The sequence below is a fragment of the Porticoccus sp. GXU_MW_L64 genome, from assembly GCF_052983295.1.
On sequence record NZ_JBRKJK010000015.1, the window covers coordinates 1 to 13,085 of the forward strand.

Annotated in this window: 8 protein-coding genes; 2 read left to right on the plus strand and 6 right to left on the minus strand. The window is 55.1% G+C overall.

Going from position 1 to position 13,085, the window contains the following annotated elements:
* From ACVBEJ_RS11975 to ACVBEJ_RS11995, 5 genes are all read right to left on the minus strand, one after another.
* Positions 1-3,022 (minus strand): retention module-containing protein (locus ACVBEJ_RS11975; protein WP_447129867.1); only part of this gene is annotated, 3,022 nt, incomplete at its 3' end.
* A gap of 93 nt (positions 3,023-3,115) precedes the next feature.
* Complete coding sequence (locus ACVBEJ_RS11980; protein WP_447129868.1) at positions 3,116-4,435, minus strand: TolC family outer membrane protein; 1,320 nt, start codon at positions 4,433-4,435, stop codon at positions 3,116-3,118.
* Positions 4,436-4,785: 350 nt separating this feature from the next.
* A complete protein-coding gene (locus ACVBEJ_RS11985; protein WP_447129869.1) occupies positions 4,786-6,141 on the minus strand; it encodes an HlyD family type I secretion periplasmic adaptor subunit in 1,356 nt (451 codons plus the stop codon).
* A 1-nt stretch (position 6,142) separates the two neighbouring features.
* The gene (locus tag ACVBEJ_RS11990) at positions 6,143-8,263 is read right to left on the minus strand and encodes a type I secretion system permease/ATPase (protein ID WP_447129870.1); all 2,121 of its coding nucleotides are present in this window, start codon (positions 8,261-8,263) and stop codon (positions 6,143-6,145) included.
* A gap of 70 nt (positions 8,264-8,333) precedes the next feature.
* Positions 8,334-9,248 carry a LysR substrate-binding domain-containing protein gene (locus tag ACVBEJ_RS11995; RefSeq protein WP_447129871.1) on the minus strand — a complete coding sequence of 305 codons (915 nt, stop codon included), beginning with the start codon at positions 9,246-9,248 and terminating at the stop codon, positions 8,334-8,336.
* 106 nt (positions 9,249-9,354) lie between these two features.
* Between ACVBEJ_RS11995 and ACVBEJ_RS12000 the strand changes: the two genes are divergently transcribed.
* Positions 9,355-10,311, plus strand: a complete 957-nt coding sequence (locus ACVBEJ_RS12000) for a GNAT family N-acetyltransferase (protein WP_447129872.1) — start codon at positions 9,355-9,357, stop codon at positions 10,309-10,311.
* A 131-nt stretch (positions 10,312-10,442) separates the two neighbouring features.
* The gene (pabB, locus tag ACVBEJ_RS12005) at positions 10,443-11,807 is read left to right on the plus strand and encodes an aminodeoxychorismate synthase component I (protein WP_447129873.1); all 1,365 of its coding nucleotides are present in this window, start codon (positions 10,443-10,445) and stop codon (positions 11,805-11,807) included.
* Here the strand turns inward: pabB and ACVBEJ_RS12010 are convergent.
* Positions 11,793-12,767, minus strand: a complete 975-nt coding sequence (locus ACVBEJ_RS12010; protein ID WP_447129874.1) for a LysR substrate-binding domain-containing protein — start codon at positions 12,765-12,767, stop codon at positions 11,793-11,795. The two genes, pabB and ACVBEJ_RS12010, sit on opposite strands and share 15 nt — an antisense overlap.
* Between the last annotated feature and the right edge of the window lie 318 nt (positions 12,768-13,085).

A 13,085-nucleotide genomic window follows, 5' to 3' on the forward strand; every position in this document is an offset into this window, starting at 1 on the left:
CGGTGATGCTGAACACGGTGCCGTCGGCCAGACCATCGGCGTCGCTGGCGGTCAGGGTGCCGGTGATGGCACCGGCGTCTTCTTCGCCACTGCCACTGGTGTCACCACCCACGGTGGTGGGATCGTTCACCGCTGTCACGGTGATGTTGACGGTTTCGGTTTCCGCCGTACCGTCGGCGCTGGTCACGGTGTAGGTGAAGCTGTCGCTGCCGTTGAAGTTGGCGTCCGGGGTGTAGGTGACGGTGCCGTCGGTTTCGATCACGACGCTGCCGTTGGCCCCATCGGTGACGGCGGTCACCGCCGCGTCGGCGGCCTCGAAGTTGTCGTTGGCCAACACGTCGATGTTGACCGCGTTATCTTCGTCGGTGGTGGCGCTGTCCGCCACGCTGTCGTCTTCGCCGGTCACGGTGATGGCAATCACCTGGGTGACGCTGTTGCCGGCATCGTCGGTGATGGTCACGGTGAAGTTGTCGCCGCCGTTGTAGTCGGGGTTCGGGGTGTAGCTCCAGGCACCGGTGGCCGGGTCGATGCTGGCGCTGCCGTTACTGGCCAGTCCGGTGATGCTGAACACGGTGCCGTCGGCCAGACCATCGGCGTCGCTGGCGGTCAGGGTGCCGGTGATGGCACCGGCGTCTTCTTCGCCACTGCCACTGGTGTCACCACCCACGGTGGTGGGATCGTTCACCGCTGTCACGGTGACACCAACAGTAGCGGTATCACTACCACCATTACCATCATCGATGGTGTAAGTGATAGTGTCAGAGCCATTGAAATTGGCATCTGGGGTATAGGTTAGAGTGCCATCGGCATTAATGGTGATACTGCCATTTGTAGCGGTGGCAGTAGTGATGGTTAGATCATCACCATCCACATCAGAGTCGTTGGCCAGTACATTGACAGTGGTTACAGGAGTATCTTCGTTGGTGATAACAGCGGAATCGTCCACTGCTTCAGGTGCATCGTTCACTGCGGATACGCTGAGGGTCAGCGTATCGGTCATCCCGGTATTGGTGGTGTAGGTAATAACCGGTACATCACCGTTAAAGTCCGCCACTGGGTCAAAGCTGTAGCTGCCGTCGCTATTTAGTACGAAGTCACCAACACCAGAGATTGTTGTTGTATCTCCAGCGTTACGTATAGTTACATCTCCGGCAACCTGGTAGCTGGAAATGGCCAGGATATTGTCTTGGTCGCTGTCATTGTCGAGTACGCCACCAGCGCCCGCGGCAACGTTCAGGTTGTTGTCTTCAGCAACACTATTACTGTCGGAGTTAGTGATGGTTGGATCATTGTTGAGCAGAACACTTGGAGTTCCGCTGGCGGTATCGGTGAGGGTTGGATCGGTATCGTCGGTAGCGATCAGACTGACTTGTGGCAGCAGGTTGCCGTTGTTGACAAAGTCTGCACCAGTCTGGGTGAGTACGATGTTGTTGCCGTCGATGGCGAAGTAGCCATCGTCGTTGGAGCCTGGCGCGAAGTCTACGGATGGTGTGCCATCCGGGTCGGTGGCAGTAAAGGTGCCCACTACGCTGCCATCAAGGGCGCTGTCTTCAGTAACACTGCCTGGGGTAAAAGTCAGTTCGGGGGCATCGTTTACCGGGTTAACGGTGACTGTCAGGGTGCCGTTTGCGGTGCCACTATTACCATCGTCTACGGTATAGGTAACGGTATCAACACCATTGAAGTTGTTGTTTGGCGTGTAGTTGAGAGTGCCATCCGGGTTGATGGTGACGGTGCCGTTAGTGGCGGTTGCGTTGGTAACACTGAGGGGGTCGCCATCCTGGTCTGTATCGTTAGCCAGTACGTCAATATTGTTCAGCGGTGTGTCTTCGTCTGTTGTGACGGTGTCGTCCACGGCAACAGGGGCATCGTTTGCGGCATTAACAGCGATGGATACGGTGGCGGTATCGGTACCGCCCTGGCCATCGTCGATGCTGTAAGTAAAGCTGTCGGCACCCTGAAAATTGGCGTTTGGTGTATAGGTAAAGGTGCCATCGGCATTGAGTACCAAGGTGCCATTCTGAGGGCCATTTACCGGGGTGGTGTTGACACTGAGAGGGTCGCTATCCTGCCCGCCATCGCTGTCTGCGCCATTGCCGTTGTCGGTTAGTACATTGCCTTGCAGTACGCCATCTTCGTCCACAGAGAAAGCATCGCCCAGAGCAACCGGGGGAACATTGGTCACGGTCCAGATAAAGGATTCTGAAGCCTGGGCGCCGCCATTGTCGGTAACGGTAATGGTGATGTTGTAATCCTGAACGCTGGTGCCGCTGGCATCAGACACTATTGTGCCGCTGATGACCCCTGTTTGCGGGTCGATGCTCAATCCTTCCGGCAAGCCTTCTGCGCTGTAGGTGAGCTGGCCGTCCGGGTCAGTAAAATTGCTGGCCACGCTGAAGGAGATAGTTTCGCCGTCGTCGCCATTTTGTGGGCTGATGGATTGAGATGAGGGTATGGCGTTAAGCAGTTCCGCCTGCAGGTTCTGGTCTTGGGTAACAACGGGCGTGGCAAAGGCAATATCCGGGTCGATGCCTACTTCCGGGTTCACGCTTTGTTCGACCCGCTCCAGGCGCACGCCCTGCCCCAACTCGCCTTCGCTGCCGTTGCTTTCTTCACCGGCCGCAGTGGGTTGCAGCAGTTCGTTGATGTCCTGGCCGTTTTCCAGTGCGGCCATCAGCTCTTCAAAGGTTGGCGCCAACGCTTCGCCCTGCTGGTAATCCACTTCTGCCATGTGTAAGAAACTGTCGGCATTGAGGCTGGAAATACCCTGCGGCGGCACTTCGCGCACAGAGCCATCGGCAAAGACAATGCTGTTGCGGGCGGAATAAACCTGTTGTTGCAAATCGCCAGCTGTGTCGGCGATATCAATTCTCAAGGTGCTGTGAACTCTGAGTCCTTCGCCGGCAAATACCGGGTCGCCGACTTTCAGATCACGAGCCTGACCATTGCCTGAAACAGCCACCAGAACACCACCATCGGTCGCATTGACGATACCGATTGGATTTGCGCTTCCGTTGTTCATGCCTTGAGTTTCCATTATTTCACCTTGTGCCTTTCGCTAAAGCAGCGGCCCGCTTGCATCGGTGCCGCTAGCTGACAGTCTTGTTATCTGCGATTACAGTGCCGCACCCATAGTTCCCAGCAGATCACCCGTGGAACGGAGAATGCGGTATTCACTAAACAATACCTGATGCCAGGCTTGCTGATAGGCCACCCTTGCATCGATGTATTCGTTCTCAGTATTCAGCAAATCCAGCAAAGTTCTGCGACCCAGATCAAACTGCTGGGTGTAGGAATCACGGGTGGACAGGGAGTCCTGCATATGGTTTTTGAGAGCCGGCAGCTGATTTACCAGGGCTTCTCTGGCGGACCAGGCCAGGCGCAGCTCTTCTTCCACTGCGCGGCGTGCGTCATTGCGAATTTCACGGGATTGTTCTACCAGGTGGGCAAACTGCTGCTTGCGGGCCACATCCGCCTGGCCATTAAAGATGTTGTAGCGCAGGCGCAACATTACTTGAGTGTCGTCGATGCGCCCTTCTACACCATTGATATTGTCGTTCCAGTCCCGCTGCGCTTCGATATGCAACGAAGGGTAAAAGGAGCTCTTGGTTTGTTTGTAAGTTTCCTGCACCGCTTCCACGTCCGCTTCGGCGGTTTTCAGCAATGGGTGATTGGCAGCGGCCCGGGCCACCGCTGCTTCTACGGTAGCAGGCAGCGCGCTGCCATAGCTGCCGGGAGTGACCAGTTCGCCTTCTTCCGGGAAGCGACCGACGACCCGCTGGAAGTTAATGCGGGCATCCAGCAAATTGTTGGTGGCGGTAACCAGGTTGGTTTTGGCCAGGGCCAGGCGGCCTGATATCTGGCTCAGGTCGGCCTTGCTGCCGGCACCGGAGTCAAAGCGCTTTTCCATGCGCTTGTATACGTCTTCATGGAAGGCCAGCGATTCTTTGGCAATGTCGAGAATTTGCTGGCGGTTGAGCACATCGATATAAGACTGGATCACCCGCAGTGACACGTCTTCGGCCACAGAGCGAGTGCGGTGCTCAGCACTTTTCAGGCGGGCTTTTTGGTTGCGGTGTTCACTTTGCGAGCGGAAGCCGTCAAACACCAATTGCCTGAGGTTCAATTGCAGTTCGCTGCGTTCCAGTTCGTTGCGGGTGCGGCCAGCGGGCAATTCGCCGGTAAATGGATTGCGCCCCACCACCGGGTCGCGCTCCTGAAAACCATAGGCGGCCACCAGGTCCAGGGTCGGGTAGTATTTGGCCAAAGCCTGGCGCACCTCCCGGTCGCGAGCGTCCACTTCACGCTGTTCGCGGCGGATTTCCGGGTTGGTTTGCAGAGCAATATTTACGGCCTGCTCTACACTCAATGTGTCGGCTGACGCCATATTGACGAACACCAGAGAGAGGACAGAAAGCAATGTGCGCTTTGCCATAGTTTTTTCCTTGTAGAGCAGTCTTATCAATGTTTCCAAACACAATATTATTATTGGTGTTTGCTGTTGGTATGTGTCGCTGATAAATACCGGGGTTCATAACTCTTCGGAGCCGTATTATGAACTTTCAGCTTGTGCCTGGTGTGTTTATATGGGGTTGTCACTGATTTGTTACATTTAAAATCAATCAGTTACACCATTAAACTCAGCTAACTTGCCAAAAAACTCACTTAATTTCAGCCCGATATAACCCGAAAGTGTGATATTAGTCACACTTTGACTGTGAATCAACGCCATTAATTAGCACTAAAGAACCACTTATAGGGAATAAAGTATTAGATGCTCAGGAATTAACGCTCTCTTAGAGCCAATTCCCTCATCTTTAGTATGGGTTTGAGGATGTAATCGAGAACGGTCTTCTGACCGGTGAGGATATCTACATTGACTACCATGCCAGGGATGATCGGCAGCTCCTGATCACCGTTGCCAATGTAGGCGCCGGCGGTTTTCAGGCGCACCTGGTAGTAGCTCTCCCCTTCTTCATCGACGATGGTATCCGGGCTGATTAGCACAACCTCGGCATCAAGGCCGCCGTGAATGGAGAAGTCGTAGGCAGTAAATTTCACCAGCGCGGGCTGGCCGGGGTGAATAAAGGCGATATCCGCCGGGCGGATGCGGGCATCCACCAGCAGTGAATCCTCCACTGGCACAATTTCCACCAGATCCATACCCGGTTGAATAACGCCGCCGATGGTTTTCACTTTGAGTTGCTTTACCATGCCCTTGACCGGTGAGCGCACAATGCGGCGCAGCACCTTGTCTTCCAGGGATTGACTGTTTTCCCGTTTCAGCTGAAGTTCGGCCAGCACATCGGTTAGCTCGGCACGGGCTTTACCGGCAAATTCTTCGGCAAAGCCAGCGGCGGTTTGCTGGGCCTCCTTGATGGCGGATTCCAATTGAGGGATTTCCAGTTTGACCTTATTCAATTCGCCGAGCTTGTCATTTGTCTGGCGCTCCAGACGCAGAAACTCTACCTGGGAAACCGCGCCGTCCGCCACCAGTGGGCGGTTTAATTCCAGCTCCCTTAATTGCAGCTCATAGCTGCGGGACAGGTTTTCGCGAGATGCTTTGGCTGCGGACAGCTCCTGTTTTTTCTGGGTGATTTTTTGCTGCAAAGCGCTGGCCTTGGAGCGAAATTCCCGTTGCCGCCCCTCGTAGAGCTGGCGCTGTTCGGAAATCAGGCTTTCGTTCTGCTTTCCGTCAAGGCCGGCCAGTTCCTTGTCCAGTGAAGAACCGTTTGCCTCCGCCCGCAGGCGGGCAGCACGCACCGAGAGCTGATTGATTTCCAGGGTCAACTCACCAAAGTCTGCAGAAAAGGTTTTGTCATCGATATTGAGCAGGGGTTGCCCCGATTCCACCAGTTGGCCTTCATTGACCATCAGGTCGAGCAGAATGCCGCCTTCCAGGTTTTGCACTATCTGAATATCGCTGGAGGGCACAATCTTGCCATCGCCACGGGTAAACTCATCGATATTGGCGAAAGACGCCCACACCACCATCACCAACAAGAACAGCCCCGCTATCCACAACAGCAGACGGCTCATTACCGGCGACTGTTGCAGCATGGCCTCCGATGAGTAGGACATGTATTTGAGATCGACGCTTTTGGTGTCGTCCAGGTAGCGAGAAAGTTTCTTTAAGTTCATATCAGCCTCTCTTCGCCAACTTGCCCTGTTTCAAGGCTTCAAGAATATCCTCTTTGGGGCCGTCTGCCACTACAGAGCCCTGGTCGAGCACAATCAGTCTGTCCACCAATTCCAGCATGCTGCTTTTGTGAGTCGCCAAAATCAGGGTTTTGCCGGCCGTGGCTACTTTCAGTTGCTCGCGGATGCGTTGTTCACTGCCCATATCCATAGAGGCGGTAGGTTCATCCAATAGGTAAATTTGCGGGTTGCGCAGCAACACCCGGGCCAGGCCAATGGCCTGACGCTGCCCGCCAGACAGGGTTTCACCACGCTCCCCAACCGGCATTTCGTAACCCAGCGGGTGGCGATTGATAAAGTCAGCAACTCCGGCGCCCTCCGCCGCGGCAACAATTTCCGTGTCTTCTGCGGCGGGTACGCCGTAGGCTATGTTGTCGCGAATGGTGCCGTAAAACAGGGTCACATCCTGGGACAGGTAACCGATGTTGTGGCGGGTATCTGCCGGGTCCACCTGTTGCAAATCAAAGCCATCAATGGTCACTGAACCGGCGTCCGGTTCGTACAGGCGCAGCAGCAACTTGGCCAGCGAGGACTTGCCGGAACCAATGCGGCCAATAATGCCTACCCTCTCACCGGCGTTTATGGTGATACTGACCCCGGAAAGTGCCGGGTTCGCTTGTTCCGGATAACTGAAATTCACCCCTTTCAACTGGATATCGCCACGCAGTACCGGGCGATGCAAAAAGCGTTTGTTGTGGTCCCGCTCTACCGGCAGGGCCATAATTTCATTGAGGGACTTCAAGGTTGCCTCAGCGTGATCGTAGCTGCTCAGCAACCCGGCAATCTGTCCAAGGGGGGCCATAATGCGGCCATTGAGTATCACGCAGGCGATCAAGCCGCCGAGAGAAAGTGAGTGATTGGCAATCAGGTAAACACCCCACACCACCACCGACACCATGGCCAGTTGTTGCAGAAATTGCACCACCTGCAACACCGTATTGGATGTGGCGCGGGTCTGCAGCCCCCACTGGGACACATAACCAACGGATTGCTCCCAGTTGTGCTGCACTTTACTTTCCGCCCCCAGCGACTTGACGGTTTCCACCCCGATCAGCCCCTCCACCAGAATGGCATTTTTGCGGGAGCTGGCGCGCATCACGTTTTCGATGGCCGGGCGCAGCTTTTTTTGCACGGCGATGCCGTACACCACAGCAATTGGCAGGGCCAGCAGTGGCACCGCCACCAGCCAGCCCCCAAGAAAGGCCATAACAATCACAAACAGAATCAGAAAGGGAATGTCCACCAAAGTCAGAATGGTGGATGAGGTAATAAAGTTGCGCAGCGCATCGAACTCGTGCAGGCGATTGGCAAACGCGCCTACAGAAATGGGGCGGTGCTTCATTTTCAGGTTCAGCACCCGCTCAAACAGCTGTGACGACAAAATCACATCGGAGCGCTTCGCCGCCAATTCCACAAAGTAGCTGCGCAAGCCTTTCAGCAGCAGGTCGAACAGGTAAACCACGAAGATGCCAATGGTCAGCGCCCACAGGGTTTCAAAGGCGTTGTTGGGCACCACCCGGTCGTACACATTCATCACAAACAGCGGTTGGGCCAGTACAAACAGATTGATCAACAGCGAGGCGATCAGTACATCCCGGTAAATGCTGGAGGAGCTCTTGATCACCCCCCAAAACCAGTGCTGGCCGGTATTGGGGTAAATTTTCGGGGAGCGTTGGTCGAACTGCTGCATCGGCCGCAGCAGGAATAAATGGTTGTCGTACACTTCTGCCAGCTCGTCCAGTGAGAACTGCTGATATTGCTCATCCGGGGACACCAAAACCCCAAAGCCGTGTTCGAAATCCAACTCTGTCAGTACCGCAGCATTGCCGTCTTTCAACATCAGCACACTGGGCAGTGCCGCAGGTTTGATGGCGTCCAGGCTTCGCTCCACCAACAGGCCTGCCATGCCCGCCCGGTTAGCCGCCCGTACAAACAGTTGCGGGGTGAGTTTGCCGTCTTCCATAGGGAGGCCGGAAGTCAGCGCTGCAGCGGTGGTGGGGCGCCCTTCCAGTTTTGCTGCAATCAGCAGGCACTCAAGCAGGCCTTGTCCGGTAGGTAAAGTCATTATTGTTATATCCTGTTACTTGCCGCCTGTGACGCAATTCTAACCCTTGCACAACCACGCAACAAATACGTCATGGCCGTTTAATGCCTTGTAACGTCTCAAAACTGACATCTTGTGCCGTATTCAGAAAATCTGCGATATAGGCGCTGTTCGCCTGCTCCTCTCTGATACTGGCGTATAACGTTCGCCACAGGCCCGCTTCGCCGAGGGAGCAGGATTTCACAAAACCGTTGCTGGTGTAATCTGCCATTGCCCAGTTGGGCAGTGCCGCAACACCTCTGCCGCTGGCCACCAATTGAGCAATCATCAGGGTGAGTTCGGCGGTGCGGATACCTGTTGGCTCAACCCCTGCCGGGGTCAAAAAGTGCTTGAACACATCCATACGCTGCGGCTCGACCGGGTAGGTAATCAGTGTTTGATCCGCCAGTTGCTCCGGCTCCACAAAGGCCGCGTCTGCCAGGGGATGCTCTTTCGGCAGAGCCAACTTAACCTCATAGCGGAACAACGGCTCATAGTGGATGCCCTCGATCGTTTGAGGGTCTGAAGTCACCACCAAATCCAGGTCACCGCGCAGCAGCACCGGCAAGGGTTCAAAACTGAAACCGGTGCTCAAATCCAGTTCCACATCCGGCCAGCTGTCACGAAAGCGGTTGATGGAAGGCATCAGCCAGTCGAAACAGCTGTGGCAGTCAATAGCCATAAACAGGCGCCCTGCCCGCCCCCGGGTAATCTGCTTGAGGTCGCGCTCGCCCTTTTCGATCAGCGGCATTACCTGTTGAGACAGCTGCAACAGGCGCTGGCCCGCATTGGTGAGGCGCAAAGGCCGGGACTTGCGCACAAACAGCGGTGTACCGATACGGTCTTCCAGCTCTTTGAGCTGGTAGGAAAGCGCCGACTGGGTAAGATGCAGTATTTCCGAGGCCTCAACCAGTGAGCCGCCCTGTTCAAGTGCCCGAATAGTACGCAAATGGCGAAGGTCTATCATAAGTGGTATTCAATATGGTTTTGGTTTGATTAAATTTTTCTCATAATAAATCTATGGCAGGAATTGCGCCAGCGCCACATACTTTGTGGCCGTTACAGGAAATCCCATGCAAGTCATCGAATTTACTGACATCACCATCAAACCCGCAACCTGGCAACAGGATAAGCAACAGCTGATGAGCGTGCGCCAGCCTGTGTTTGTGGAAGAACAACAGGTGCCCGTTGAGATAGAAATTGACGAGCAAGATCCTTTGAGCGCCCACTGGCTGGCCTACTCCGCAGACGGCAGGGCAATTGGTACAGCCCGCCTTGAGCCCAGCGGCAAAGTGGGCAGAATGGCGGTGTTGGCACAACACAGGGGAACCGGGGTGGGCTCGGCACTGTTGCGGCGCATTATTCTCGACGCCAGCAGCCAGGGGCACAGCCGCCTCTACCTGCACGGGCAATGCCACGCTCTGGAGTTTTATGCACAATTCGGTTTTGTGGCATTCGGCGAAGTTTTTGATGAAGCGGATATAGACCATCAGGCCATGGAGTTGGACCTTGGTCCCTACCGCCACCGTGCCCGCAAAAGCAATATGATCGTCAACCCCCTGGAAAGCCCAATGGCCATGCAAGAGGCGTTGGTGGCTGCGGTTGGCAACACAAGCCGCAAGATTCGCTGGTACTCAGAACAGTTTGATGACGAGTTGCTGACCAACACCGACAGCGGTGCTGCACTGCGACAATTTCTGAACAGCTCCGCAAACTGTGAGGTGCAATTACTGATACGGGATGTCGACCCGGACAGTGGCCGCCAACACCCGCTTTTGGTGTTGCAACGAACTCTGGACAGCCGCTTCCATATTCGCCAGTGTGACCGCCGCGATACCACACCGGATTGGCCCGTGATGGTGTTGCTGGACGACCACCAACTGTTGCGCTCCGGTGTCGGCCCCGGCCAGGCCGGACAATGGTTGCAACAGGCCCCCGCGGAAGTGCGCCAGCAGGAGGAGCGGTTCGACAGTTTGTGGCAACGCTCACCGGTGCCTGTTGAAGTACGCCAGTTGAATATATCCGGGTAGTGCAACAGTCGGCACATATCATTAAAATGCCAACTTCCCCGTAGGGTGGATTAGCAAAGCGTAATCCACCAGCCACGCTTTCTGGTGGATTACGCTTTGCTAATCCACCCTACAGAGCTTTGCTCAGTTTTATGCACCAAACCACTCTCCTGCCCTATATCGCCGACTGCAGCGCCATTTTTGAGGCATTGCGAACCCTGCCGGATGCCATCTGGTTTGATAGTGGCAAGCCGGCCAGTGGCTATGGCCGTTTCGATATCATTACTGCGGCGCCATCGGAGCTGTTGTCTGTCGAGCACCCTCAGGCAGACGCCTTTGCCCAGGCACAGACGTTACTGGACAAGCTGCCGAAACCATCGGTGGTGACACAGGGTGTCCCTTTTGTGGGCGGGCTGGCGGGGTACTTTAGTTATGACTTAGGCAACCACGACCTGGGCGCCTGTGGCGAGGGCATTCGCAGCCATTCCAGATCCACGGCAATTTTGCCCTTGATGCGCCTGGGCTTGTACCACTGGTCATTGGTCAGTGATCATCAACAACAATCCACCCAACTCAGTTTTCTCGACAGCTGCCCCGACGATGTTCGCGACCAAGTGCACAACATCATCAGCGGCTTTCAGACAGGTGATGTGCCGACAGCCCGGCCCTTCCACCTGCAACAACCGTTTGCCGCCAGCATCAGCACCGCTGACTATCACGGCGCCATCAGCCGTATTCACGACTACATTCTCGCTGGCGACTGTTACCAGGTGAATTTTGCCCAGCACTTTTCCGCGCCCTTTCAAGGGGACAGTTTTGGCGCATACCAACAATTGCGCCGGACAACACCCTCGCCATTCAGCGCCTATATGGAATGGCAAAACGACACTGGAAACCAGGCAGTCCTCTCGCTGTCGCCAGAGCGGTTGCTCAGGGTTAACCGCAACGGCCAGGTGCAAACCAAACCCATCAAGGGCACCATCCGCCGAGGAACCGACCGGTTGAGTGACCTGGCCAATGCCGACACATTGGTTAACAGCGCCAAGGACCGGGCGGAAAATTTGATGATTGTGGATTTGTTGCGCAACGACCTGGGTAAAGCCTGCCAGCCCGGAAGTATTGAAGTCCCGCAGTTGTTTGCCCTGGAAAGTTTCGCCAACGTTCACCACCTGGTCAGCACGGTCACCGGGCAACTGGCAGCTGACAAAACCCGCCTGCAATTGTTACAGGGCTGCTTCCCTGGCGGTTCCATTACCGGCGCACCCAAGCGTCGCGCCATGGAAATTATTGACGAACTGGAAACTTGCCAACGCTCGGTTTATTGCGGCAGCCTGGGCTATATCAGCCGCTGTGGACGTATGGATTTCAATATTGCCATTCGCACTCTGGTGGCAGATCAACAAACCCTGCACTGCTGGGGAGGTGGCGGTATTGTTGCCGATTCAAGCGCCAGCGCCGAATATCGGGAGTCATTGGATAAAGTGGAACGCTTGATGAAGTGCCTAGAGCAACGGTAGCTCAACAGATTTGAGCAGGCGGTGGCGTTTGTCCGGCGAATCCGTCTGCCTGACCTGCGCAACCAATTCCCTGTCCAGCTGGGCCGCCAGCAGTTCGATAAAATAGTGGTGAAACTCCCGCAAAAAAGCATGGCGCCAAATGCCCAGATAACTGGTAGGCGGAGTAAACAAGTGGCTGGCATCAATCACCGCCAGGTCCAGATGATCGGTTTTCTCCACCGCCATAGTCGCCACTATGCCAACGCCCATTCCCATGCGCACACAGCTTTTAATCACATCGGAATCGGATGCGGTGCAGGTAATATTCCCCTGTATTTTATTGTTGTAAAGCGCATGCTCCACCTCCCGGTGGCCGGCGGAATTACTGGCGTAGGTAATCAGCGGAAATTCTGCCACTTGCGCCAGCGCGGGCTGACCAACAGTCGCCAGCGGATGTTCTTTGGGCACCACCAAGGACTGTCGCCAACGGAAACAGGGCAATAGCACCAGGTCCTGACTTTCTACCGATTCGTTGCTGGTAAGCACCATATCCATATGGCTTTCGCGAACCAACTCCGCCACATGGTCCGGGCTATCTTGCTGAAACTGAATGGCCACCTCCGGGTAGCGTTGCTGGAATTGCTCAATCACCCGGGGCATCACATAGCGGGCCTGCATATGGGTAACCGCCAGACGCAAGCTGCCTTTGTCCGGGTTGCTGTACTCCTCCGCCACCTGGCGAATGCTGTCTACGTGCTTGAGCACCTCGCCGGCGATTTGAATAATCTTTTCCCCTGCGGGAGTAATTTCCACCATATGACGGCCACGGCGGGAAAAAATTTCCACGCCCAGCTCGTTTTCCAACAGCATAATGTGCTTGCTGATAGCCGGCTGGGAGGTATAAAGGGTTTTGGCGGTTTCGGAAATATTCAGCTCGTGATGAGCCACTGCCCAGATAGAGCGGAATTGTTGCAGCTTCATAGCAGACGCCTGTGATTGCCTACTTTCAGCATAGAAGTCAATTGGCATAAGTGCCAAAGTTTTTATAGCTTTTTGGGATACACAAAGGAGAACTTAATTGGCACCAGTCATGAATACAATATGGCCTGCTGTGACACGCCGTAAACCCTTCCCTGGGGGCTCGTCGCCAGCATCCATGCTGGCCACGGTCACATCAGGCCGTATTGTACCCATGACTTCCGAGTGCTGTGGAAAAAGTATGAAACCAAATGGGCTGGTGATGCTTTACAGAACCGTATGCGACAGGGATGTCGCATCCGAGCTTATAGGGACATATTC

Coding starts and splice junctions, on each gene's coding strand:
- ACVBEJ_RS11980 (WP_447129868.1), bottom strand. CDS start 4,435: ATGGCAAAGCGCACATTGCTTTCTGTCCTCTCTCTGGTGTTCGTCAAT.
- ACVBEJ_RS11990 (WP_447129870.1), bottom strand. CDS start 8,263: ATGACTTTACCTACCGGACAAGGCCTGCTTGAGTGCCTGCTGATTGCA.
- ACVBEJ_RS12010 (WP_447129874.1), bottom strand. CDS start 12,767: ATGAAGCTGCAACAATTCCGCTCTATCTGGGCAGTGGCTCATCACGAG.
- pabB (WP_447129873.1), top strand. CDS start 10,443: ATGCACCAAACCACTCTCCTGCCCTATATCGCCGACTGCAGCGCCATT.
- ACVBEJ_RS12000 (WP_447129872.1), top strand. CDS start 9,355: ATGCAAGTCATCGAATTTACTGACATCACCATCAAACCCGCAACCTGG.
- ACVBEJ_RS11995 (WP_447129871.1), bottom strand. CDS start 9,248: ATGATAGACCTTCGCCATTTGCGTACTATTCGGGCACTTGAACAGGGC.
- ACVBEJ_RS11985 (WP_447129869.1), bottom strand. CDS start 6,141: ATGAACTTAAAGAAACTTTCTCGCTACCTGGACGACACCAAAAGCGTC.